Source organism: Vibrio mimicus CAIM 602 (assembly GCF_000338875.1).
Classification (GTDB): Bacteria; Pseudomonadota; Gammaproteobacteria; order Enterobacterales; family Vibrionaceae; genus Vibrio; species Vibrio mimicus.
In genome coordinates this window covers 49652-74569 of the sequence record NZ_AOMO01000016.1, presented here as the reverse complement: position 1 = coordinate 74569, position 24918 = coordinate 49652, and the positions used below count along the sequence as shown (strand labels likewise).

At 47.2% G+C, this 24918-nt stretch carries 18 protein-coding genes and 2 pseudogenes; 18 read left to right on the top strand and 2 right to left on the bottom strand.

Going from position 1 to position 24918, the window contains the following annotated elements; all coding sequences use genetic code 11:
- Positions 1 to 68: 68 nt before the first annotated feature.
- Positions 69 to 2700 (bottom strand): annotated as a pseudogene (glnD, locus tag D908_RS0118800) (bifunctional uridylyltransferase/uridylyl-removing protein GlnD).
- Positions 2701 to 2805: 105 nt separating this feature from the next.
- Positions 2806 to 3648 (bottom strand): type I methionyl aminopeptidase, encoded by an 843-nt coding sequence (map, locus tag D908_RS17185; RefSeq protein ID WP_000023308.1) that lies wholly within the window; start codon positions 3646 to 3648, stop codon positions 2806 to 2808.
- A 347-nt stretch (positions 3649 to 3995) separates the two neighbouring features.
- Between map and rpsB the strand changes: the two genes are divergently transcribed.
- The 18 genes and pseudogenes from rpsB to tilS all read left to right on the top strand — a co-directional run bounded on the left by rpsB (position 3996) and on the right by tilS (position 24911).
- On the top strand, positions 3996 to 4724 hold the full coding sequence (gene rpsB / locus D908_RS17190) for a 30S ribosomal protein S2 (RefSeq protein ID WP_005514874.1): 729 nt from the start codon (positions 3996 to 3998) through the stop codon (positions 4722 to 4724).
- Positions 4725 to 4857: 133 nt separating this feature from the next.
- Positions 4858 to 5700, top strand: coding sequence for a translation elongation factor Ts (tsf, locus tag D908_RS17195; protein WP_005522399.1), 843 nt, complete (start codon positions 4858 to 4860; stop codon positions 5698 to 5700).
- Between the two features lie 179 nt (positions 5701 to 5879).
- Positions 5880 to 6611 carry a UMP kinase gene (pyrH, locus tag D908_RS17200; protein WP_000210550.1) on the top strand — a complete coding sequence of 244 codons (732 nt, stop codon included), beginning with the start codon at positions 5880 to 5882 and terminating at the stop codon, positions 6609 to 6611.
- A 53-nt stretch (positions 6612 to 6664) separates the two neighbouring features.
- Complete coding sequence (gene frr / locus D908_RS17205) at positions 6665 to 7222, top strand: ribosome recycling factor (RefSeq protein WP_000606622.1); 558 nt, start codon at positions 6665 to 6667, stop codon at positions 7220 to 7222.
- 91 nt (positions 7223 to 7313) lie between these two features.
- Positions 7314 to 8066, top strand: coding sequence for a polyprenyl diphosphate synthase (uppS, locus tag D908_RS17210; protein WP_001180535.1), 753 nt, complete (start codon positions 7314 to 7316; stop codon positions 8064 to 8066).
- A 17-nt stretch (positions 8067 to 8083) separates the two neighbouring features.
- Positions 8084 to 8926 carry a phosphatidate cytidylyltransferase gene (locus D908_RS17215; protein ID WP_000813571.1) on the top strand — a complete coding sequence of 281 codons (843 nt, stop codon included), beginning with the start codon at positions 8084 to 8086 and terminating at the stop codon, positions 8924 to 8926.
- 48 nt (positions 8927 to 8974) lie between these two features.
- Positions 8975 to 10183 carry a 1-deoxy-D-xylulose-5-phosphate reductoisomerase gene (ispC, locus tag D908_RS17220; RefSeq protein WP_001229018.1) on the top strand — a complete coding sequence of 403 codons (1209 nt, stop codon included), beginning with the start codon at positions 8975 to 8977 and terminating at the stop codon, positions 10181 to 10183.
- Entirely contained in the window at positions 10180 to 11538 is a 1359-nt protein-coding gene (gene rseP, locus D908_RS17225) for a sigma E protease regulator RseP (protein ID WP_005522394.1), read from the top strand. The genes ispC and rseP overlap by 4 nt, the downstream gene beginning before the upstream one ends.
- Positions 11539 to 11586: 48 nt before the next feature.
- Complete coding sequence (bamA, locus tag D908_RS17230) at positions 11587 to 13998, top strand: outer membrane protein assembly factor BamA (protein ID WP_001240976.1); 2412 nt, start codon at positions 11587 to 11589, stop codon at positions 13996 to 13998.
- Positions 13999 to 14012: 14 nt separating this feature from the next.
- Entirely contained in the window at positions 14013 to 14522 is a 510-nt protein-coding gene (locus D908_RS17235) for an OmpH family outer membrane protein (protein WP_005514875.1), read from the top strand.
- A gap of 9 nt (positions 14523 to 14531) precedes the next feature.
- Entirely contained in the window at positions 14532 to 15584 is a 1053-nt protein-coding gene (gene lpxD, locus D908_RS17240) for a UDP-3-O-(3-hydroxymyristoyl)glucosamine N-acyltransferase (RefSeq protein WP_000210032.1), read from the top strand.
- A 108-nt stretch (positions 15585 to 15692) separates the two neighbouring features.
- On the top strand, positions 15693 to 16124 hold the full coding sequence (gene fabZ / locus D908_RS17245) for a 3-hydroxyacyl-ACP dehydratase FabZ (protein WP_001027757.1): 432 nt from the start codon (positions 15693 to 15695) through the stop codon (positions 16122 to 16124).
- 1 nt (position 16125) lies between these two features.
- Complete coding sequence (lpxA, locus tag D908_RS17250) at positions 16126 to 16914, top strand: acyl-ACP--UDP-N-acetylglucosamine O-acyltransferase (RefSeq protein ID WP_000581096.1); 789 nt, start codon at positions 16126 to 16128, stop codon at positions 16912 to 16914.
- Between the two features lie 182 nt (positions 16915 to 17096).
- The gene (lpxB, locus tag D908_RS17255; protein WP_005522389.1) at positions 17097 to 18242 is read left to right on the top strand and encodes a lipid-A-disaccharide synthase; all 1146 of its coding nucleotides are present in this window, start codon (positions 17097 to 17099) and stop codon (positions 18240 to 18242) included.
- A gap of 18 nt (positions 18243 to 18260) precedes the next feature.
- Positions 18261 to 18882 (top strand): annotated as a pseudogene (gene rnhB / locus D908_RS0118795) (ribonuclease HII).
- Between the two features lie 72 nt (positions 18883 to 18954).
- Positions 18955 to 22434: a DNA polymerase III subunit alpha gene (gene dnaE / locus D908_RS17260; RefSeq protein ID WP_005522387.1), complete on the top strand. Its 3480-nt coding sequence runs from the start codon at positions 18955 to 18957 to the stop codon at positions 22432 to 22434.
- Positions 22435 to 22488: 54 nt separating this feature from the next.
- Positions 22489 to 23448, top strand: coding sequence for an acetyl-CoA carboxylase carboxyl transferase subunit alpha (gene accA, locus D908_RS17265; protein ID WP_000055731.1), 960 nt, complete (start codon positions 22489 to 22491; stop codon positions 23446 to 23448).
- Positions 23449 to 23588: 140 nt separating this feature from the next.
- Positions 23589 to 24911, top strand: a complete 1323-nt coding sequence (gene tilS, locus D908_RS17270; RefSeq protein ID WP_005522385.1) for a tRNA lysidine(34) synthetase TilS — start codon at positions 23589 to 23591, stop codon at positions 24909 to 24911.
- The last annotated feature ends 7 nt before the right edge of the window (positions 24912 to 24918 follow it).

The following is a 24918-nucleotide window of genomic DNA, read 5'->3' as shown; positions in this document are numbered from 1 at the left end:
CAAGATCCCACCCGATATTCTTTTCTACTTAGCTGAAACACCAAGTTTATTGGCAATATTACTGTTTTCTACTGAGCGCTTGGTGCCAGATGAGCGACATTCTCAATCAATTTCTCACGCAGTAATTGTTCTTCCTCTTCATTGAGGCGCGCACCTTGTGAATTGGTGAGAATGAATAAGTCTTCTGCTCTTTCCCCAATAGTGGTGATTTTTGCTGCATGCAGATCGAGATTCAATTCAGCAAACGTCGCACCAACCGTAGCAAGTAAACCTGGTGTATCCAGTGCAACAAACTCCATCAAAGTACGTTTTTTACTCTTTGTTGGCAGGAAATCGACCTGAGTTTTAACCTTAAAGTGATGCAAATTGCGTGGAATGCGCCGTGCTTTTTGCGTCGTTGGTCTGCCATCTTCCAATACGTGTACCAGATGGCGAATTAAAGCTTGATGGCGATCTTCTTCAATCGCCTGTCCGTTTTGATCCAACACCATAAAAGTATCGAGAACGTAACCATCTTTACTCGCCATGATTTGAGCGTCATGTACGTTGAGATTGCGTCGGTCGAGTTCGGCTACCACGGTGGCAAACAATGCCGCTTGATCTTTGGTGTACACGAAAACCTCGGTACCGCCACGAGTTGCTTTCTTGCTGAGCAAAACCAGCGGCTTACTGCTGTCGGTATGACGCAGTAAGTGGGTACAGTGCCAAGCAATCTGTTTATGAGTATGACGCAGGAAGTAGTCTGCTTTAAAACGTTGCCAAAGCACTTCAATTTCACGGCTGGTGAAGCCTTCTTTGCGCAATAGCGCAGAAGCCATTTGTTGGTTGTGACGAATACGCTCACGTACATCAACCGGGTTTTCCAAACCGCGGCGTAAAGCACGTTGGGTTGAATAGAACAGCTCTGCGAGCAGGGTTCGTTTCCAACTGTTCCAAAGTTCAGGGTTAGTTGCGCAGATATCCGCAACCGTGAGGCATACCAAATACTCGAGGCGCTCTTCATCCCGCACTTTCTTGGCAAATTCAATGATGACATCAGGGTCATAAATATCGCGGCGTTGTGCCGTTACTGACATCAACAGGTGATTTTTCACCAGCCAAGCAACCAGCTTCGCTTCTGGTTTGGATAAGCCGTGTTCAATACAGAAATCAAATGCTTCGTCAGCCCCAATTTCCGAGTGATCGCCACCACGACCTTTGCCAATGTCATGAAAAATAGCCGCTAGAATCAGTAGCTCTTTTTTTCTGAATTTTTGGGTAAATTTCACAGCAAATAGGGTGGCGTTCGTGATTTTGTGGGTCACTGAATAAATGGATATGTTTGAGTAGGCGAATGCTGTGTTCATCCACGGTGTAAACATGGAATAGATCGAACTGCATTTGGCCAACAATTTGGTTCCACTGTGGCAAGTAAGCCGACAGGACTCCAAGTTTATGCATTTGGCTAAACGCTTTATGTAGCGCGTTGGGATGGCGTACTAGCTCAATGAATTTCTCACGCGCTGCTGGAATAGTATGCAGGAATTTATTTAGACGGCGACGAGCAGTGCGCAATTGGCGCATGGTGGCCGGAGCAACCGATTCGATGGTTGAATCGTTCGCCATGTGCAAAAACATATCCAGAATGGTTTCTGGGCGAGCTTGGAATAGGGCGGGCTTACGCGCCTCAATCATGTTGCCTCGACGCTGGAAATCTTCATCAATGATGATGGCTTCGGCTTCCTCACCATTATTGAGAATCGCTTTATCGAAGATTTTCAGCAACATTTTGTTCAGTTCAGCCACTCGACGCAGAGTGCGAAAGAACTCTTTCATCATCATTTCTACGCCACGATTACCTTCACCAAAGTAGCCAAGATGACGAGCGACTTGTACTTGATGGGCAAAGGTGAGGCGGTTGTCGTAACGTTTTAGTTCGATATGCAGAGCAAAACGCACTCGCCATAGAAAGTCTTGGCACTCGACTAATTCGCGATATTCGGCATCGGTCAGGAAGCCAAAACGGCTCATTTCATACAACGATGTTGCCCCAAAATGACGACGAGCGACCCAGCTTAGGGTGTGAATATCGCGCAATCCACCGGGAGTTGATTTAATGTCTGGTTCTAAGTTGTATGTGGTGTCGTGATAGCGAGCATGGCGCTCTTTCTGCTCTTGCACTTTGGCTTGATAGAAAATGTCACTAGGCCAAAACGATTCAGAATGAATCACCATTTTCAGGCGATGAAAAGTATCTTCACAGCCACACAGTAGACGAGCTTCTTGCAGGTTGGTTGCGACGGTTAAATCAGCTTTACCGATTTCCGCACATTGTTCAACCGTGCGAACGGCATGGCCGATTTCTAATTTCAGATCCCATAGCAGGGTAAGGAATTGGCTGATTTTATTGGCGACTTGTTCACTCAATGGCTGTTGGGACAGCACCAGTAAGTCAATGTCAGACAGTGGGTGCAGTTCACCGCGACCATAACCGCCGACGGCGACTAAGCTTACTTCGAGCAGTTCATCAAAACCAAAAAATTGCCACAATCTATACAACAGCAAATCCATGTATTCAGAGCGACCTAAGACCAAATCTGTCACTGGGTGATGTTTGAAAAACTCCTGCTTTTGGTATTCGGTAAAGCTTTCAAGCTGTTGCTTTAAGCTTTCTACGGTTAGCTGTTGATCTTGGAATGTGAGGGGCGATTGATATGGCATAGCGCGTCCATGCAAGCGTTAACTCGAATAAGGCCAATCTAGCAGATGGCAGCAGATAAAAAAAATATCCCTGACCTGCAGGGATATTTTTAATGGTTGGAGCGCTTAAGCGTTATTTAACAAGCGCGGCAACGTTTCTTCGTTGCGAAGAGTCAGAATCTCGCAGCCATTGGCTGTTACTAGAATAGTGTGTTCCCACTGCGCAGAGCGTTTACCATCAGCGGTATACACTGTCCAATTGTCTTCATCATCAAGGCGGCAACCAAATTTACCCGCGTTGATCATTGGTTCAATGGTGAAAATCATGCCTTCGCGCAGCACAGTGCGGTCACTGTTTTTGTAGTGAACCACTTGTGGCTCTTCATGGAATTCTGCACCAATACCGTGACCACAGTAATCACGGACGATAGAAAACTTAAAGCGCGGGTTATTTTTGTTGTTGGTCTTGATGTGTTTTTCAATCGCAGTACCAATTTCACCCAACTGTACGCCTGGTTTGACTTGTTTTAAGGCAATATACAGACACTCTTGAGCGACATGACATAGACGTTTGTCTTCAATCGACACATCACCAATCAGGAACATTTTTGAAGTGTCACCATGGTAGCCATCTTTAATCACGGTAATGTCGATATTAAGGATGTCACCATCGCGGAGTACCGCAGGGCGTTGCAGTTGGCCAAAGTAGGTATCTTCGGTTGCAGGAATGCCATGACAGACAATATGGTTGATTGAAGTACAGATAGATTTTGGAAAACCGTGGTAATTCAATGGTGCCGGAATTGCGCCTTGAACTTCAGTAATGTACTTATGACATATCTGATCCAGCTCTTCAGTGGTCACACCCGCTTTGACATGAGGTTCAATCATTTCCAGAACTTCAGCAGCTAAGCGGCCCGCTACGCGCATTTTTTCAATTTCTACGGCATTCTTGATTTTTATAGACATCGGCTTTCTCTACTCACTTGTGAGCACTCAAGGTGCTAGTGGCGCTATTGTAACAATGGACAGATGAAGCGCAAGGAAACACTCAGTTCTAAGCCCGAATCCATCGATTGCTGTGCGGTCATTCATTGACCATAGACGAATTTTTGCTAGCCACACAAGGGCAAAATATGGTATAAAGCGCGCCGGAATCCGGGTCCTTGTTCTCCATGTCGGCGAAAAGGATTGGGAACCGCAAACCTAATTGTTTAAATCACACACATTCCGACACGTGTTCCGGGGTGCTCCAATTTGATGTGGAGTCGGATATGCGGGGAATGTGGAGGCCTAACCCCATAGAGGATTTTAAAATGGCATCTGTATCAATGCGCGATATGCTGAAGGCGGGCGTACACTTCGGTCACCAAACTCGTTACTGGAACCCAAAAATGAAGCAATTCATTTTCGGCGCTCGTAACCGCGTTCACATCATCAACCTAGAAAAAACTGTACCTATGTTCAACGAAGCTCTAGCTGAGCTGGCAAAAGTTGGCGAGAAGAAAGGTAAAGTTCTGTTCGTTGGTACTAAGCGCGCTGCATCTGAGTCTGTTAAAGAAGCAGCTCTAGCAAGCAACCAATACTACGTTAACAACCGCTGGTTGGGCGGTATGCTGACTAACTGGAAAACTGTTCGTCAGTCAATCAAGCGTCTGAAAGAGCTGGAAGTTCAATCTACTGACGGTACTTTTGACAAGCTGACTAAGAAAGAAGCTCTGATGCGCACTCGCGAAATGGAGAAACTGGAAAAGTCTCTTGGCGGTATCAAAGATATGGGCGGTCTGCCTGACGCTCTGTTCGTTATCGACGCTGATCACGAGCACATCGCTATCAAAGAAGCGAACAACCTAGGTATTCCAGTATTTGCTGTTGTTGATACTAACTCTAGCCCAGACGGCGTTGACTACATCATCCCAGGTAACGACGACGCGATCCGCGCTGTTCAACTGTACCTGAATGCTGTTGCTGAAGCGATCAACGAAGGTCGTAACAAAGACGTAGCTGTTGTAGCTGAAAAAGACGGTTTCGTAGAAGCGGAATAATCTCGGCTCTGAGTGAAACTTAGGTGCTGTCTGCCATAATTGTGCAGCAAAGACCAAGTTATAGTTAGCATTGGGGGCCGATAATGTAGGCCCTCAATTTTTACCCAATCCAGAATTAACTGAGGAATAGAGAATGGCTGTTACTGCTGCTCTAGTAAAAGAACTGCGCGAGCGTACTGGCGCAGGTATGATGGAATGTAAGAAAGCCCTTGTTGAAACTAACGGTGACATCGAGCTGGCGATCGAAAACATGCGTAAGAGTGGTGCTGCTAAAGCTGCTAAAAAAGCTGGCAACATCGCTGCTGAAGGCACCATCATTATTAAAGAAGGCGAAGGCGTTGCGGCTCTGGTTGAAGTAAACTGCCAAACTGACTTCGTAGCAAAAGACGGTAGCTTCGTAGCATTTGCTAACCAAGTTGCTGACGCTGCTGTTACTTCTAAAGCCTCTGTAGAAGAACTACAAGCGCAATTCGAAGAAGTTCGTGTTGCTCTAGTTGCGAAAATTGGTGAGAACATCAACATCCGTCGCGTTCAGTACGTTGAAGGCGCAACTCTGGCTACTTACCGTCACGGCGATCGTATCGGTGTAGTGGTTGCAGGTTCTACTGACGCAGAAACTCTGAAGCACGTTGCAATGCACGTTGCTGCTTCTCGCCCAGAATTCCTGACTCCAGACGACGTTCCAGCTGAAGTTGTTGCCAAAGAGCGTGAAGTTCAAGTTGGTATCGCAATGAACGAAGGCAAGTCAAAAGAAATCGCAGAGAAAATGGTCGAAGGCCGTATGAAGAAATTCACTGGCGAAGTTTCTCTGACTGGTCAGCCATTCGTAATGGAACCAAAGAAAACTGTTGGCGAAATTCTTGCTGAGAAAGGCGTAGCTGTAACTGCGTTCGTTCGTCTAGAAGTAGGTGAAGGCATCGAGAAACAAGAAGGCCTGAGCTTTGCTGAAGAAGTAGCACTGGTGCAAAAGGGTTAATCCTAGCGCGATTGCTCAAAAAAGACCGTGGCCATAGCTGCGGTCTTTTCACGATTAATGCCTTGATTAGTTAAATGTAGCTCGCAAAAGCGTCGATTAGCCGTGATGAATGGATTTAAGCCCACGCTCAAATCTATCCATGACTGTTAATCCTCAACTCTCTTTGGAAGGTAACTCCCATGACAACGAACCCTAAACCCGCTTATCAACGTATTCTGTTAAAACTGAGTGGTGAAGCGCTACAAGGCACTGAAGGTTTTGGTATTGATCCAACGGTACTTGACCGTATGGCTCAGGAAGTAAAAGAACTGGTTGAACTGGGCGTACAAGTGGGTGTTGTGATTGGTGGGGGTAACCTGTTCCGTGGTGCAGGCCTTGCAAAAGCAGGCATGAACCGCGTTGTGGGTGACCATATGGGTATGCTGGCAACCGTGATGAACGGATTGGCGATGCGTGATGCATTGCACCGTGCTTATGTTAACGCACGTCTAATGTCTGCTATTCCTCTGAATGGTGTGTGTGACGATTACAGCTGGTCCGATGCGATTCGTGAATTGCGCCAAGGCCGTGTGGTAATTTTCGCTGCGGGTACTGGTAATCCTTTCTTTACTACCGATTCTGCAGCGTGTCTGCGCGGTATTGAGATTGAAGCTGACGTGGTTCTCAAAGCGACGAAAGTAGATGGTGTTTACAGCGCTGACCCGGTAGCCAACCCAGATGCACAACTGTATGATAAGCTTGCTTACAACGATGTGCTTGAGAAAGAACTTAAAGTGATGGATTTGGCAGCGTTTACTCTGGCTCGTGACCATAAAATGCCGATTCGTGTATTTAACATGAACAAGCCTGGCGCGCTTCGTCGTGTCGTTATGGGTGAAGCGGAAGGTACACTGATCAGCGACGCGCTGTGATCAGCCTCAAAACCAAATGCTCTCGAAACGAAAATAAGAATTAAGGTGATATTGTGATTAATGAGATCAAAAAAGATGCGCAAGAGCGTATGGAGAAAAGTGTTGAAGCACTGAAAAATGGCTTGTCTAAGATTCGTACTGGCCGTGCTCACCCAAGTCTGCTGACAGGCATTTCAGTTGACTACTACGGCGCTCCAACTCCACTTAATCAGGTTGCTAACGTTGTTGCGGAAGATGCGCGTACTTTAGCGATCACCGTGTTCGATCGCGATTTAACTCAAAAAGTTGAGAAAGCGATCCTGATGTCTGACCTAGGTCTGAACCCAATGTCAGCGGGTACTATCATTCGTGTTCCACTACCACCGCTTACAGAAGAGCGTCGCCGTGATCTGGTGAAGATCGTACGTGGTGAAGCTGAAGGCGGCCGTGTTGCAGTACGTAACATTCGTCGTGATGCGAACAACGATCTGAAAGGTCTACTGAAAGACAAAGAGATTTCAGAAGATGATGAGCGTCGCGCACAAGAAGACATTCAAAAACTGACTGATGCTGCAGTGAAGAAGATCGATGATGTTCTAGCAGCAAAAGAAAAAGAGCTGATGGAAGTTTAATCCACTGGCTTAGTGAATAAAACGCTGTGCTCGCAGCACAGCGTTTTTTTATGCTACTCTTGCGCCTCTTTATTTATTCGTTGTGTTTCTTATGCAGAATCTATCCATTTCCCAAGATGTATTGCCTAAGCATATTGCCGTCATTATGGATGGTAATGGTCGTTGGGCGAAAGCACAGGGAAAACCGCGTGTATTCGGCCATAAAAATGGTGTTGCTGCGGTTCGAAAAACCATCTCAACTTCCGCTCGTCTTGGTATTAAAGCCGTTACCCTGTTTGCTTTTAGTAGCGAAAACTGGCGTCGTCCTGAGGAAGAAGTGGGCGTGTTGATGGAACTTTTCATCACAGTTCTTTCAACCGAAATTAAAAAATTGCATAAGAATAATCTGCGTCTTCGAGTGATTGGGGATAAAAGCCGCTTTAGTGAGCGCTTACAATCCAAAATTGCTCAAGCGGAAGCGCTCACGGCAAGTAATACGGGAATGGTAGTGAACATTGCTGCGAATTACGGTGGTAAGTGGGACATTTTGCAAGCGACTCAGGCTTTGGCTGAGAAAGTGGCGCAAGGTGATCTTCTCCCTGCTGAAATCGATGAAGCGATGATCAAACAGCATTTGACTATGGCTGATTTGCCAGAGGTTGATTTGTTGATCCGTACTAGCGGAGAGTGCCGCATTAGTAACTTTATGCTATGGCAACTTGCCTACGCAGAAATGTATTTTACTCCAGTCTTCTGGCCTGAGTTCGATGAAAACTGCCTGATTGAAGCAGTGACTTGGTTTGTTAATCGAGAGCGCCGTTTTGGCTGTACTGGTGAACAAATCAAGGCATTGATGGAAAACTGAATATAGGACTTCTCAATTTGAAGCAGCGAATCATTACAGCGCTTGTTCTAGCGCCTTTGGTGATCCTTGGCATCCTTTATTTGCCTTTTGCTTGGTTTATGCTGGCACTTGCGATAGTGACCTTACTAGGATTCTGGGAATGGACTCAGTTCGTTAACCAACCATCACGCATTTTGGCCATGATTCCCGCCTTATTGTTCGGCGGGCTCAGTATCGCACTGATCGATTTCGAATTTCCAGCAATCGGCAATGTTGATGCAACTCATTTTATTGTGCTTGGAATCGGTAGCCTATGGTGGCTTGTTTCTAGTGCATTGGCGATTACGTATCCGCGTTCTCGCCCGCTTTGGGAGCACTCAAGTGCTGTTCGCCACCTGTTTGGGCTGCTGACGTTACTGCCATTTTTCTGGAGTGTGCTATTTTTACGTGCCAATACTTATCTTTCTGACCCTTTTTATGGTGCGAAACTCGTGTTATTCGTCTGTTTTCTGGTTTGGGCCGCAGACAGCGGTGCCTATTTTGTGGGAAAAAGTTTAGGCAAGCACAAAATGGCACCAGCGGTCAGCCCAAATAAAACCATTGAAGGTCTTGTTGGTGGTATCGCCACTGCCATGTTGGTTGGTTACTGGGTAGCAGAGTGGTTTGGTATTCAATTTAGTTCTATGCCTGTAATGCTGCTGATTATTTTGATCACTGTAGTGATTTCAGTTCTAGGTGATCTGGTTGAGAGCATGTTTAAGCGCGTCTCTGGCATCAAGGACAGCAGTAATATTATTCCGGGACATGGCGGCATTTTGGATCGGATTGATAGCCTAACGGCCGCTTTTCCTGTGTTCGCATTTCTCTATTTCTTGTTCTAATCATCAGGCTGCCTAGGCAGCCTGATGTGAATAACAGCGGTTTTCACTATGCGTAAATTAACCATTTTAGGTGCCACTGGTTCGATTGGAGCCAGTACCCTCAAGGTTATTGCCCAAAATCCACAGCAGTTTTCGATTGTTGCTTTAGTTGCTGGGGGCAATGTAGCCAAAATGCACCAGCTTTGCCTGCAGTGGCAGCCAAAGTTTGCTGTCATGTCGACAGCGCAGGCTGCTACAGAATTACAGCAGTTGCTTAAAGGCCAAAATCAAACAACGGAAGTTTTGTACGGTGAAGAGGCGATGTGCCAAGTTGCCGCATTGGATGAAGTTGATACTGTGATGGCGGCAATTGTTGGTGCTGCAGGCTTGCTTCCTACGATGGCTGCGGTCAAAGCTGGTAAACGAGTATTGCTTGCCAATAAAGAAGCACTGGTGATGTCTGGCCAACTGTTTATTGATGCGGTGGCACAATCGGGCGCAGAATTGATGCCCGTGGATAGCGAGCATAACGCGATTTTCCAATGTCTACCGAGTGAGATTCAAACTCAGCTTGGCCGTTGTGATCTACAGCAACACGGTATCGATCATATTTTGCTGACGGGATCTGGCGGCCCATTCCGCTACAGTGATCTCGCAACATTGGATGCCGTAACGCCAGAGCAAGCCATCGCTCATCCGAATTGGTCTATGGGACCTAAGATATCCGTTGATTCGGCGACCATGATGAACAAAGGTCTCGAATATATTGAGGCTAAGTGGTTGTTTAACACCTCGCGTGATCAGCTAAAGGTGCTTATCCATCCTCAGTCTGTGATCCATTCTATGGTGCAATACAAAGATGGTTCGGTGATTGCTCAGTTGGGGGAACCGGATATGGCGACACCGATCTCTTACGCAATGGCTTACCCGGAGCGTGTTGCAGCAGGAGTGCCAGCGCTTGATTTTACTCGTCTTCAGCAACTGACGTTCATGGATGTAGATTTCGCTCGTTACCCCTGTTTACAGCTTGCGATGGATGCTTGTTTTCTTGGACAGCATGCGACCACCTCACTTAATGCCGCAAATGAAGTGGCGGTTGACGCCTTTTTAAAACGTAAAATACGTTTTACTGACATCGCGTTGATCAATGATCAGGTATTGTCTAAGGTCTGTGCGACCAACAATCAGTTACATTGCCGTGACTTGGAAAGCCTACTTGAGCTAGATACAATGGCCCGACATTTTGCCCACCAAGTTTTAAAAGAGCGTCAACAATGAACGACATATTATGGAACTTCATCGCCTTTATCATTGCGCTGGGAATTTTAGTCGCCGTGCATGAGTTTGGGCACTTCTGGGTTGCGAGACGCTGTGGCGTCAAAGTCGAAAAATTCTCGATCGGTTTTGGTAAATCCATCTGGAAACGTATTGGCCGTGATGGTACAGAATACAGTATTTCGATGATCCCGCTCGGTGGCTACGTGAAGATGCTTGATGGCCGAGTGGATGATGTTCCGGCCGAGCAACAAGCGATGGCGTTTGATAAGCAGTCGCTGTGGAAACGCTCAGCGATTGTCAGTGCAGGCCCTCTCTTCAATTTCCTCTTTGCTGTTTTTGCCTACTGGCTGGTATTTATGATCGGTGTTCCGGCGGTCAAGCCTGTGGTTGGTGAAGTGACCCCATATTCAATTGCCGCCCAAGCCGGAATTGAGCCTGGGATGGAGATTAAGGCCGTATCTGGTGTTAATACCCCTGATTGGGAGTCCGTCAATATGGGTTTAATCGGCCATATCGGCGATGACAGTCTTACACTGACAGTCTCTTCTACGGAAGGTGTCGGACTCGACGAAATCAAGACAATAAATCTGCGTGATTGGAACTTTGACCCAGAAACAGAGTCTGCTATGGGGGCACTTGGTTTTAAGCCATTTACACCGACGATCTCGACTGAGCTGGTCAATGTGACTCCGCAAGGTGCCGGTGAGCTCGCTGGCCTGCAAGTCGGTGATACATTACTGAAAATTAATGGGCAAGCGATTGAAGGTTGGCAGCACGTAGTCAATGCGATTCAAAGTAATCCCAATGTGCCAATCACAGTGCTGGTTGAGAGAGCGGGTGAACAAGTTGAGCTGACTTTGACGCCAGATAGCCGTGAGCTTTCGCAAGGAAAAGTGATTGGTTTTGCGGGAATCGCACCAAAAGTCGCAGAATGGCCGCAAAGCTATCGATTTGAATTGCAATTTGGTGTATTTGAGTCGCTTGGCAAAGCAGTTGAGAAAAGCGGACAAGTGATTGACCTGACTATCAGTATGTTGAAAAAGCTGCTGGTGGGTGATGTTGGGTTGAATAATCTCAGCGGTCCTATTTCCATCGCGAAAGGCGCGGGAACGACAGCGGATTATGGTTTTGTCTACTTTTTAGGCTTTTTGGCTCTGATCAGTATCAACCTAGGCATTATCAATTTGGTGCCACTACCGATGTTGGATGGTGGTCATCTACTGTTTTTCATGATTGAAGCGGTAATTCGTCGCCCTGTACCAGAAAAGGTACAAGAGATGGGTTATCGGATTGGTGGAGCCATCATTTTCTCTTTAATGGCCATCGCAATCTTTAACGATTTTACTCGCCTGTGATTGATAAACATTAGGCAAGAGTTGCAGTAAGGAAGAACTCAAAACAATATGGCGATGAAACAGATTCTGCTCGCGACACTGCTCGCCACTAGCGTGTCGGCGAATGGTGCCGAAAATTTTGTGGTACAGGATATTCAGATTAATGGCCTACAGCGTGTCGCTTTGGGTGCTGCTTTGCTGAAAATGCCAGTGCGAGTCGGCGATAGTGTTGATTCACAAGATGTGGCTAACATAATCAAGGCGCTGTATACCTCTGGTAACTTTGAGGATGTCAAAGTCCTGCGAGATGGCAATACCTTGGTGGTGCAAGTTAAAGAGCGTCCAACCATTGCTAGCGTGTCATTTTCTGGCAATAAGGCGATCAAAGAAGAGCAGCTCAAGCAAAATTTGGAAGCTTCCAATATTCGAGTTGGTGAGGCTTTGGATCGCACCACGCTGAGCAATATCGAAAAAGGTCTGGAAGATTTTTATTACAGCGTGGGTAAATATAACGCGACCGTGAAAGCGGTAGTCACCCCATTGCCACGTAATCGTGCTGACCTTAAGTTTGTCTTTACTGAAGGCGTTTCTGCCAAGATCCAGCAAATCAATTTTATTGGCAATGAAGTGTTCAGCGATGAGGAGTTGTTGTCACGCTTTAACCTCAATGTTGATGTTTCTTGGTGGAACTTCTTAGCTGATGACAAGTACAAGAAACAAGTGCTGGCTGGTGATATTGAAGCACTGCGCACTTACTATCTTGACCGTGGTTACCTGAAGTTTCAGGTAGACAGCACTCAAGTGGCTATCTCTCCGGATAAGAAAGGTGTGTACATTACCCTCAATCTGAATGAAGGCGAGCCGTACACGGTGAGCAAAGTTCAGTTCCGTGGTGATTTGATGGGTAAAGAAGCTGAATTCACTTCTTTGATCCCGTTTGCTATCGGCGATACCTATAACGGTTCTTCGGTCACTCGACTTGAAGAAAGTGTGAAGAAAGTTTTAGGTGAGTCAGGATATGCCTACCCTCAAGTTCGTACTCTTCCTGAATTTGATGACGAAAAACAGCAAGTTTCCTTAGTTGTCCACGTAGAAGCGGGCAAGCGCATCTATGTGCGTGATATCCGTTTTGTGGGCAACAACAGCACGCGTGATGAAGTGCTGCGTCGTGAAATGCGTCAAATGGAAGGCAGTTGGCTTAACTCCAAAGACATTGATACTGGTAAAACACGTCTGAATCGTTTGGGTTTCTTTGAAACGGTAGAAGTGCAGACGGTACGTGTTCCTGGCAGTGAAGACCAAGTTGACCTTGTTTATAGTGTCAAAGAAGCCAACTCAGGCAGTATTAACTTCGGTGTTGGCTACGGTACTGAGTCCGGAGTGAGTTTCCAGATTGGTTTGCAACAAGACAACTTCTTGGGTAGCGGTAATCGCGTTGGCGTCAATGCCATGATCAACGATTACCAGAAAAACCTGACTCTGGAATATCGCGATCCATACTGGAACCTTGATGGTGTTAGCCTTGGTGGTAAAGTTTTCTATAACCAGTTTGAAGCCTCTGAAGCGGGTATTGTTGACTATACCAACGAAAGTTACGGTACGAATCTGACTTGGGGTTTCCCATACGATGAGTTAAACCGCTTCGAGTTTGGTGTTGGTTATACCCATAACAAGATCGGTAATTTGACACCATATTTACAAGTAGAAAACTTCCTGACAGCGCAAGCGAGTAATATTGATTCCGGCGGTAACTTATTGACTGACGATTTCGATATTAACTTGGCATGGACACGTAACAACCTGAATAACAGTTATTTCCCGACGGCAGGTAACCATCAGCGCGCCTTCTATAAAATGACGGTTCCAGGCTCTGATGCCCAGTACTTCAAGTTGCAATACGATGTACGTCAATACTTCCCGCTGACCAAGAAACACGAGTTCACCTTGTTATTACGCGGACGATTGGGTTACGGTAATGGCTACGGTCAAACGGATGGAAAAGATAACCTGTTCCCGTTTTATGAGAACTTCTATGCGGGCGGCTTTACCTCATTACGTGGTTTTGGGTCAAACTCTGCAGGTCCTAAAGCGGTGTATCGTGATTTCTCCGGCTCAAACAATGGCTCGGATACGGCAACTGATGATTCAGTCGGCGGTAACGCGATTGCTTTAGCCAGTGTTGAGCTGATTGTACCAACACCGTTTGCCTCGGATGAAGCGCGTAGCCAAATCCGTACCAGTATCTTCTATGATATGGCGAGTGTGTGGGATACCGAATTTGATTACCGTTCTAATGCTGCTTATGGTAACCAGTATTACTACGATTACTCAGATCCAACCAATTATCGTTCATCATACGGCGTCGCTTTGCAGTGGATGTCGCCAATGGGGCCTTTGGTTTTCTCATTGGCTAAACCGATTAAAATTTATGAGGGTGACGACGAAGAGTTCTTCACCTTCACTATTGGAAGAACCTTCTAGGAGAGGAACATATTTTGAAAAACATGATCAAAGCAGCCGGTCTTGGCCTGATTATCCTAAGCTCATCTTTAGTGGCTAATGCGGCTGAAGCAGCGCAGAAAATTGGTTATATCAATACTGCGCAAGTGTTCCAGGCATTACCGCAGCGTGAAGTTGTTCTGCAAAAAATGCAGGAAGAGTTCAAAGATAAAGCTGCTGAGCTACAAGCAATCCAAGCGGATGCAAAAACCAAGATTGAAAAGTTAAAGCGTGATGGTCAATTGATGGGTCAAGACGAAGTTGAAAAACTCCGTATCGAAATCGGTCAGTTGGATAGCAAATACAAGATCAAAGCTCAGGCTCTAGAGCAAGCTTCAGCACGTCGTGAAGCTGAAGAGAAGCAGAAACTGTTTAAAGTGATCCAAGATGCGGTGAAGAAAGTGGCTGAGAAAGAAGGCTACGACATCGTACTAGACACCAGTGCAATGCAATATGGTAAGCCAGAGCACAATCTATCTGAGAAAGTTATTAAAGCCATTAAATAATCGAAAACTATGACCACACTAACTTTAGCCGAATTGGCCACCATCACCGGAGGGGAGTTGTACGGTGATCCAGCAGCACTAGTCAGTGCCGTTGCGCCTATGGATAAGGCACAGCTTGGGAATGTGACGTTCTTGTCCAATCCTAAATACAGTAAACACTTAAGTGATTGCAAAGCGACGGTCATCATGGTCAAAGCCAGTGAGCGTGAACTCTGCCCTGGTAACGCTCTGGTGGTCGCAGATCCTTATGTGGCTTTTGCCAAAGTGACACAGGCGTTAGATTCGACTCCTGCTCCAGCGTACGGTATCGCCCCCAGCGCTGTGATTGCCGAAGATGCGAAGTTAGGTAGTAACGTTTCGATTGGTGCTAATGCGGTGATTGAATCAGGCGTGCAGCTTGGTGATAACGTCGTGATTGGTGCCGGCTGTTTCATTGGTAAGCAAGCACGTTTGGGTGATAACACCAAACTCTGGGCGAATGTCACCATCTATCATAAGGTGGAAATTGGCTCAGACTGCTTAATTCAGTCTGGTACTGTGATTGGCGCTGACGGTTTTGGCTATGCCAACGAACGTGGCGAGTGGATCAAAATCCCTCAGCTTGGTTCAGTTCGTATTGGTGATCGCGTAGAAATCGGCGCTTGCACAACCATCGATCGCGGTGCGCTAGACGATACCGTGATTGAAGATAACGTGATCATCGATAACCAACTGCAAATCGCGCATAACGTGCACATCGGATATGGTAGCGCCTTAGCGGGTGGTACCATTATCGCCGGCAGCACTCGTATCGGTAAGTATTGCATCATTGGTGGTGCAAGTGTGCTTAACGGCCATATCGAGATTGCTGATGGTGTGACCATCACAGGTATGGGTATGGTGATGCGTAGCATTGAGGAGAAGGGGATGTACTCTTCCGGTATTCCTCTGCAAACCAACAAAGAGTGGCGCAAAACGGCTGCTCGAGTGCACCGCATTGAAGATATGCATAAGCGACTGAAAGCTCTAGAAAAACTGCTTGAGCAATCAGACACTGAGCAGCCTGATAATTCACAAGCGTAATTGGCTGACACCAAAGGCTCGCATCTTGCGAGTCTTTTCGCTGTTGGGTATTCCTTTATTTATTTTTACACGAACAGGATGATGACTTTGACTACTGACAAGAAAACGATGAACATCACTGAAATTCAATCGCTTCTTCCGCATCGCTACCCATTTTTGCTGATCGATCGCGTCACGGATTATGAAGAAGGCAAATACCTGATTGGTTTAAAAAATGTTTCAGTGAACGAGCCTCAGTTTACCGGTCATTTTCCACAACTGCCGGTTTTTCCCGGCGTACTGATTTTAGAAGCCATGGCGCAAGCTACTGGCTTGTTGGCGTTTAAAACCTTTGGTGCGCCAAAAGAAAATGAACTGTACTATTTTGCAAGTATTGATGAAGCGAAGTTCCGTAAGCCAGTTACCCCAGGCGATCAACTGATGATTGAAGTTGAGTTTCTAAAAGAGCGTCGCGGTATTGCACTGTTTAATGGTGTTGCCAAAGTCGATGGCGATGTCGTTTGCTCTGCTCAACTTAAATGCGCACGTCGAGAGTTTTAAGATGATTCACGAATCAGCACAAATTCACCCAACTTCTGTAGTGGAAGAAGGTGCCATTATTGGCGCTAACGTAAAAATTGGTCCTTTTTGCTATGTCGACAGCAAGGTTGAGATCGGTGAAGGCACCGAGCTTATGTCTCATGTCGTAGTAAAAGGTCCAACCAAAATTGGTTGTTTCAATCGTATTTTCCAGTTTGCTTCGATTGGTGAAGCGTGTCAGGACCTCAAATACGCAGGTGAAGATACCCAATTGATCATTGGCGATCGCAATACTATCCGTGAAAGCGTGACTATGCACCGTGGTACGGTACAAGACAAAGGCATCACTCAGGTTGGTAGCGATAACCTGTTTATGATCAACGCACACGTTGCGCATGACTGTGTGATTGGCGATCGCTGTATTTTTGCCAATAACGCCACTTTGGCGGGTCACGTAAAAGTGGGCAATCAAGCGATTATCGGCGGCATGTCAGCGATTCATCAGTTCTGCCATATTGGCGACCACTGTATGCTGGGTGGCGGTTCTATCGTAGTACAAGATGTGCCACCTTACGTGATGGCGCAAGGTAACCACTGTGCACCTTTCGGTATCAACGTCGAAGGCTTAAAGCGTCGCGGCTTTGAAAAGGCAGAAATCCATGCGATTCGCCGTGCTTACAAATCGCTGTACCGCAATGGCCTGACGCTAGAAGCGGCGAAAGCAGAAATTGCTCAAGAAGCAGAACAGTTCCCAAGTGTGAAAGTGTTCCTCGATTTTCTTGAGAAATCAGAGCGCGGTATCATTCGTTAATGGGCATGCGCTAATTGACTTACTCAGAGCAGTGAGTTGACTGATAAATTGAAAGATCGCTGCTACTCTCAGCGATCTTTTGCATTTTTAGACTCTGCTTACTGAAGCGGCTGCGGTATTAGCGGCAACTTTACATAGTTTGAGCGGAGTTAAGAGTCTCTTTCAACGGTGGAGAAAATAGAGTGAACAGACCATTACGGATTGGCATAGTTGCAGGCGAGCTCTCGGGTGATACCTTGGGTGAAGGCTTCATCAAAGCGGTGCGTGCGCGTTACCCATATGCTGAATTTGTCGGTATCGGTGGGCCAAAAATGATCGCACTCGGCTGTGAGTCTCTGTTTGATATGGAAGAACTCGCCGTTATGGGGCTGGTCGAAGTGCTTGGGCGTTTGCCGCGCTTGCTGAAAGTGAAAGCCGAACTGGTCAAATATTTCACCTCGAATCCGCCTGATGTGTTTGTCGGTATCGATGCCCCTGATTTTAACTTGCGTCTTGAGCTGAGCCTCAAACAAGCGGGGATCAAAACGGTGCACTATGTCAGTCCATCGGTGTGGGCATGGCGACAAAATCGTATTCATGGCATTGCGGCGGCCACCAATCTGGTGTTGGCTTTTCTGCCGTTTGAGAAAGCGTTTTACGACAAATTCAATGTACCTTGTGAGTTTATCGGTCACACCTTAGCGGACTCTATTCCGTTAGAGTCAGATAAGTTGGCCGCTCGCCAGTTACTTGGCTTAGATGAGCAACGCCGCTGGTTAGCGGTATTGCCTGGTAGCCGTGGTGGCGAAATGAAAATGCTTGCGGAACCGTTTATCGAGACTTGCCAAAAGTTGCAGGCGCGCTATCCAGAATTAGGCTTTGTCGTCGCGTTAGTGAATGCCAAACGCCGTGCACAATTTGAAGAAGTATGGAAGCAAGTTGCGCCAGAACTCAACTTTGTGTTGGTGGATGATACCGCGCGCAATGTGATTACCGCATCCGATGCCGTTATGCTAGCTTCTGGAACCGTTGCACTGGAATGTATGTTGATTAAGCGGCCCATGGTGGTTGGTTATCGAGTGAATGCATTTACTGCGTTTCTGGCTAAACGTCTGCTGAAAACGCCTTATGTCTCTTTGCCGAATATTTTGGCCGGTGAAGAGTTGGTGAAAGAGCTGCTGCAAGATGATTGTACGGTCGACAATCTTTACCATGAAGTGAGCCGTTTGCTTGATAGTGATAACCAAGATTTGATGAGTAAATTCACCGAAATGCATCAATGGATCCGTAAAGATGCGGATCAACAAGCTGCACAAGCTGTACTGCATTTGATTCAAAAACAAAATTAAAAAAATTGAGAAAACAACATGGCGAAGAAACCAAGCATTGAGCTGCCTCCCTTTGAGATTCCGGCTGGTTATGCCTTGATTGCGGGAGTGGATGAAGTTGGCCGTGGTCCTCTTGTTGGGGATGTAGTTACTGCGGCGGTTATCCTTGACCCTAATCGGCCGATTGTTGGCTTGAATGACTCCAAAAAACTCAGTGAGAAAAAACGCTTAGCGCTGTTTCCTGAGATTCAAGAAAAAGCCTTAGCTTGGTCGGTCGGTCGCTGTTCTCCGCGAGAGATCGATGAATTGAATATCTTCCAAGCGACCATGGTCGCCATGCAGCGCGCGTGTGGCGGGATTGGCTGTGCAGCCAGATTTGGTGTTGGTGGATGGTAATAAAGTACCTACATTGCCGATGGATGCTCAAGCCGTCGTAAAAGGCGATCTCCGCGTGGCGCAAATCAGCGCAGCTTCGATTATTGCCAAAGTGATCCGCGATCACGAGATGGAAGAGCTGGATAAGCAATATCCTCAGTTTGGTTTTGCCAAACACAAAGGCTACCCAACGGCAGCACATTTTGCGGCCATCGATCAGCATGGTGTGATTGAGCAGCATCGTAAAAGCTTTGGCCCAGTAAAACGCGCACTTGGCTTAGAATAAGCGACTGAAAGCCAACTCAGATTAACGTAGAATAGAGCGCAATTGCGTTTCCCAGACTTGGATATTCCTTGCATGTCAGACCCAAAGTTCATCCACTTACGTGTTCACAGTGATTTCTCAATGGTGGATGGTTTGTCCAAAGTACCGCCATTGGTGAAAAAAGTGGCGGCAATGGGCATGCCAGCAATGGCGTTGACCGATTTCACTAACTTGTGTGGCTTGGTTAAGTTTTACAGCACCGCGCATAATTGCGGTATCAAACCGATCATCGGTGCCGATTTTACTCTGCAATCGGAAGAGTTTGGTGACGAACTGACTAAGCTGACCGTCCTTGCCAAAAATAATGTCGGCTATAAAAACCTCACCTTATTGATCTCCAAAGCGTATCTGCGTGGTCATGTCCAACATCAACCCGTGATTGATAAAGCTTGGTTGATGGAGCATGCCGAAGGCTTGATTGTGCTTTCGGGGGGCAAGAGTGGCGAAATTGGGCGCGCTTTGCTGAAAGGCAACCAACAACAAGTTGAGAAGTGTCTTGAGTTTTACCAAACCCACTTTGCTGACCATTTCTATTTAGAATTAGTGCGCACCGGGCGTGCTGATGAAGAGAGCTACTTACATTTTGCGCTTGAGTTGGCTGAGCAATATGAGCTGCCAGTGGTCGCAACCAATGAAGTGGTGTTCATTACCGAAGAATCGTTTGAAGCGCATGAAATCCGAGTAGCGATTCATGATGGTTACACGCTTGAAGATCCGCGCCGCCCGAAAAATTACAGCCCTAAGCAGTACTTACGCAGCGAAGCGGAAATGTGCGAGCTGTTTGCGGATATTCCCGAAGCACTGGAAAACAGCGTGGAGATTGCCAAGCGTTGTAACGTAACGGTGCGCTTGGGCGAATATTTCCTGCCTAACTTCCCAACCGAAGGGATGGCGATTGAAGACTTCCTAGTCATGAAATCCCGTGAAGGTTTGGAAGAGCGACTCGAATTCCTTTTCCCTGATCCAGAAGTCCGAGCACAGCGCCGCCCAGAATATGATGAGCGACTGCAAATCGAGCTCGATGTAATCAACCAGATGGGTTTCCCTGGTTACTTCTTGATCGTGATGGAGTTTATCCAGTGGTCAAAAGATAACGATATTCCGGTAGGTCCGGGGCGTGGTTCGGGTGCGGGCTCATTAGTTGCGTACGCACTGAAAATCACCGACCTTGATCCGCTGGAATATGATCTGCTGTTCGAACGTTTCTTGAACCCAGAGCGGGTATCCATGCCCGACTTCGACGTCGATTTCTGTATGGATAAGCGTGACCAAGTGATTGATCACGTTGCGGAAATGTATGGTCGTGATGCGGTATCACAAATCATTACCTTCGGTACCATGGCGGCGAAAGCGGTCATTCGCGATGTGGGTCGAGTGCTTGGTCATCCGTTCGGTTTTGTCGATCGCATTTCAAAATTAGTCCCACCCGATCCGGGCATGACACTCGAAAAAGCGTTTATCGCCGAGCCTGCATTGCAAGAGCTGTATGACGCTGATGAAGAAGTTAAAGAGCTGATCGACAAGTGTCGAATTCTGGAAGGTTGTACCCGTAACGCCGGTAAACACGCTGGGGGCGTCGTAATTTCGCCCACGGCAATTACCGATTTTGCGCCGATTTACTGTGATGCGGAAGGTAACTTCCCCGTTACCCAGTTCGATAAGAACGATGTAGAAACCGCAGGCTTAGTCAAGTTCGACTTCTTAGGGCTGCGTACTCTTACCATCATTGATTGGGCTCTGGGTCTGGTTAATCCTCGTTTGAAAAAAATGGGTCAACCGCCTGTGCGGATTGAGGCGATCCCTCTCGACGATGCTCGTTCATTCCGTAACCTACAAGATGCAAAAACCACCGCGGTATTCCAGCTTGAATCGCGCGGTATGAAAGAGCTGATTAAGCGACTACAGCCAGACTGTTTTGAAGACATCATCGCTCTGGTGGCGTTGTTCCGTCCGGGGCCGTTGCAATCTGGCATGGTGGATAACTTTATCGACCGTAAACATGGTCGTGAAGCCATCTCGTATCCTGATGAAAAATGGCAACATGAGTCACTCAAAGAGATTCTAGAGCCAACGTACGGCATCATCCTCTATCAAGAACAGGTAATGCAGATTGCTCAGGTACTTTCTGGCTACACCCTTGGTGGCGCAGACATGTTGCGTCGTGCGATGGGTAAGAAAAAGCCGGAAGAGATGGCCAAGCAGCGCGCCGTATTCCAAGAAGGTGCGGAGAAAAATGGCGTCGATGGTGAGTTGGCGATGAAAATCTTCGATCTGGTGGAAAAGTTCGCCGGATACGGATTTAACAAATCGCACTCTGCTGCCTATGCTCTGGTGTCTTACCAAACCCTATGGTTGAAAACGCACTATCCTGCTGAGTTCATGGCCGCGGTAATGACGGCCGATATGGACAACACCGAAAAAGTGGTTGGCCTAGTGGATGAGTGTAAGAACATGGGATTGACCGTGTTGCCACCGGATATCAACTCCGGCTTGTATCGCTTTAACGTGGATGACAACGGCGCAATTGTCTACGGCATCGGTGCTATCAAAGGTGTGGGTGAAGGCCCGATTGAGGCCATTCTTGAAGCACGTAACAAAGACGGTTATTTCAAAGATTTGTTTGATTTCTGTGCGCGAATTGATCTGAAAAAGGTCAACAAACGCGTGATTGAAAAACTGATTTTGGCCGGTGCTCTTGATCGGCTTGGGCCACACCGTGCTGCCATGATGGCGTCAGTGGATGATGCCGTGCGTGCGGCAAGCCAACATCACCAAGCGGAAGCATTCGGACAAACCGATATGTTTGGTGTGCTCACCGATGCGCCGGAAGAAGTGGAACAAAAATATACTCAAGTCCCTGAGTGGCCAGAAAAAGTGCGCTTAGAAGGTGAACGAGAGACACTTGGCCTGTATTTGACTGGTCATCCGGTTGATGAGTACCTTAAAGAATTGGTGAAATACACCAGTTGTCGTTTGAATGAAGCCGCGCCAACTCGACGCGATCAATCATTAACCGTAGCGGGATTAGTGATTGCCGCACGAGTCATGACCACCAAACGCGGTACTCGGATTGGTTTGATGACACTGGATGACCGTTCGGGGCGTATGGAAGTGATGCTCTACTCTGAAGCATTAGATCGGTATGCAGAATGGCTAGAAAAAGATAAAATTCTGGTGGTTTCCGGACAGGTCAGCTTTGATGACTTCAATGGCGGACTTAAAATGTCGGCGCGCGAGGTCATGGACTTGGGCAGCGCGCGTGAAAAATTTGCCCGCGGTTTATCCATCTCGATTTTACAGTCGCAGATTGATCAACAATTTTTTGAGCGTTTTAGTCACATACTGGAACCTCACCGCGCAGGAACCGTACCTGTCAATGTATACTACCAGCGCCCTGATGCGCGAGCGCGCCTGACGTTAGGCACAGAGTGGCGAGTCACGCCAAGCGATACATTGTTAGACGAATTAAAGCATCTACTTGGTAAAGATCAGGTAGAACTCGAATTTAACTAAAATTCAGCCAGTGCGCACTGAGGGTGGCATGGCTGAGTCACAAAGGATCGATAGATGAGCCTCAATTTTCTTGATTTTGAAAAACCGATTGTCGAACTGGAAACGAAAATTCAGGCACTGCGTGATGTATCTCGTCACAGTACAAGTGCATCCGTAGATCTGGAAAAAGAGCTGGAACAGCTTGAGAAAAAAAGCCTTGAGCTGAAAAAGAAAATTTTCAGTGATTTAGGTGCATGGCAAGTCGCGCAATTGGCGCGTCACCCGCAGCGTCCTTACACGCTGGATTACCTCAATCATATCTTTACTGAGTTTGATGAACTGGCTGGTGATCGTGCCTACGCTGACGACAAAGCGATTGTGGGCGGTATTGCGCGTCTTGATGGCCGAGCGGTAATGGTGATTGGTCACCAGAAAGGGCGTGAAACTCGTGAAAAAGTGAAACGTAACTTCGGGATGCCAAAACCTGAGGGCTACCGTAAGGCATTACGTTTGATGCAGATGGCAGAACGTTTCAACATGCCAATCATCACCTTTATCGATACTGCGGGTGCTTACCCAGGTGTCGGAGCGGAAGAGCGCGGTCAGTCTGAAGCGATCGCAAAAAACCTCAAAGTGATGTCAGGCCTGAAAGTACCAGTGATCTGTAACGTAGTTGGTGAAGGCGGTTCTGGCGGCGCATTGGCAATTGGCGTGGGTGACTACGTGAACATGCTGCAATACTCAACTTACTCAGTGATTTCACCAGAAGGTTGCGCATCTATTCTGTGGCGTGATTCCGACAAAGCGCCACAAGCGGCAGAAGCGATGGGCTTGATTGCTCCTCGTCTGAAAGAGCTTGAACTGATCGATGAAATCATCGAAGAGCCGCTGGGTGGTGCGCATCGTAACCACAAACAAACGGCAGAAAACCTGAAAGCGACTCTACTGCGCCAGTTAGCGGATCTGGACACGCTTGACCATGAAAACTTACTTGAGCGTCGCTATCAGCGTCTGATGAACTACGGCTACTGTTGATCATTGGACTAGCGATAGTTTGATTGCTGAGTATGGGCAATCACTCATCAAAAAACGGAAAGGGTTGGCTTAGGCCAGCCCTTTTGCTTTCTGAGCCCAAGGGGTAAACTTGAGGCACTTTTTCACACTGTGTTGAGCTTATGAGCGATCTTTATCCCCATTTCGTGCAGCAATTAGCGCGTTACCCATTTCGTAAATTAGTGCTGGCGTTAAGCGGTGGAGTGGATTCGCGAGTTTTACTCTCGTTGTTAGCTCGTGGGCGTGATGAGTTTGGTTGGGATGTAGAAGCGGTTCATGTACACCATGGATTGAGTTCGAATGCGGATCAATGGGCGCAAGATTGCCAAACTTGGTGCCAAGCAGCCAACATTTCATGCCAAATTGAGCGCGTTCAATTGGCGGTCGGCAGTGGTGAAAGCATTGAAAAAATGGCGCGTGAAGCGCGTTATCAAGCACTATCTCAGCATGTGGGTTCTGACACGCTTCTATTGCTTGGTCAGCATGCAGATGATCAACTCGAAACCTTTTTGCTCGCGTTAAAGCGAGGTAGTGGCCCTAAAGGTTTGTCGGCAATGGCTGCCTACGCGCCTTTTGCCCAAGGCCACTTAGCTCGTCCATTATTGACCGTTTCTCGCCAAGATATCGAAGCTTATGCCATACAGAAGAAGCTGAGTTGGATCACGGACGAAAGTAATTTTGATACTCGCTACGAGCGCAATTTTCTGCGTCATCACATCACGCCCGTTCTTGCAGAACGTTGGCCGAGCATTCGCCAAGCGGTACAACGCAGTGCCGAGTTGTGCGCTGAACAGGAAGTGCTATTGCAAGAGCTGTTGGCCGATGCTTTAAAAAGGGCGATTACTCAGGATGGCGGATTATCGATCCTCACACTTGCTGAGAGTAGTGAGGCTTCGCGGCGACAACTGATACGAGCTTGGTTTGCGCATCACCGACTGCCGATGCCGAGTCGTCAACACACCGATCAGCTATGGTATGAAGTTGCCTTAGCGAGCGAGGATGCTAACCCCAAACTCCGACTGAATCAGATCGAAGTCCGTCGTTTTCGGCAGCAATTGCATCTAGTGCAGCCTGAAATTGATCTCTCTGGGTGGCGTAGCACTATTGTCCCTGAGCAGCTTTTGTCATTACCGCAAGGTTTAGGCCGCTTAAAATTGGCGATGCACTTATCAGGAAATATAAAACTTCCTGATGACCCAAGCCAACTCTGGGTAAGTTTTGATCCTCAAGGGTTGGTGGCTTGTCCGGTTGGTCGTAGTGGATCGCGTAAGTTGAAAAAGCTTTTTCAAGAGTACGGTATCCCGAGTTGGCAGCGGCGACAAATCCCCATCCTCATGTACCAAGATCGGGTGATTTGTGTAGCGGATTTATTCGTGGATCGTGATTTCAGTGGTCAAGATTGTGAGTTGGTTTGGTTCAAATCTTCCGATTCTGTGCCAAAATAAATTCATA

Bases quoted from the DNA above. Each gene is read 5' to 3' on its own strand.
- tilS (WP_005522385.1), top strand. From the start codon at position 23,589: ATGAGCGATCTTTATCCCCATTTCGTGCAGCAATTAGCGCGTTACCCA.
- lpxA (WP_000581096.1), top strand. From the start codon at position 16,126: ATGATTCACGAATCAGCACAAATTCACCCAACTTCTGTAGTGGAAGAA.
- uppS (WP_001180535.1), top strand. From the start codon at position 7,314: ATGCAGAATCTATCCATTTCCCAAGATGTATTGCCTAAGCATATTGCC.
- rpsB (WP_005514874.1), top strand. From the start codon at position 3,996: ATGGCATCTGTATCAATGCGCGATATGCTGAAGGCGGGCGTACACTTC.
- accA (WP_000055731.1), top strand. From the start codon at position 22,489: ATGAGCCTCAATTTTCTTGATTTTGAAAAACCGATTGTCGAACTGGAA.
- tsf (WP_005522399.1), top strand. From the start codon at position 4,858: ATGGCTGTTACTGCTGCTCTAGTAAAAGAACTGCGCGAGCGTACTGGC.
- ispC (WP_001229018.1), top strand. From the start codon at position 8,975: ATGCGTAAATTAACCATTTTAGGTGCCACTGGTTCGATTGGAGCCAGT.
- map (WP_000023308.1), bottom strand. From the start codon at position 3,648: ATGTCTATAAAAATCAAGAATGCCGTAGAAATTGAAAAAATGCGCGTA.
- bamA (WP_001240976.1), top strand. From the start codon at position 11,587: ATGGCGATGAAACAGATTCTGCTCGCGACACTGCTCGCCACTAGCGTG.
- pyrH (WP_000210550.1), top strand. From the start codon at position 5,880: ATGACAACGAACCCTAAACCCGCTTATCAACGTATTCTGTTAAAACTG.
- fabZ (WP_001027757.1), top strand. From the start codon at position 15,693: ATGAACATCACTGAAATTCAATCGCTTCTTCCGCATCGCTACCCATTT.
- dnaE (WP_005522387.1), top strand. From the start codon at position 18,955: ATGTCAGACCCAAAGTTCATCCACTTACGTGTTCACAGTGATTTCTCA.
- rseP (WP_005522394.1), top strand. From the start codon at position 10,180: ATGAACGACATATTATGGAACTTCATCGCCTTTATCATTGCGCTGGGA.
- lpxD (WP_000210032.1), top strand. From the start codon at position 14,532: ATGACCACACTAACTTTAGCCGAATTGGCCACCATCACCGGAGGGGAG.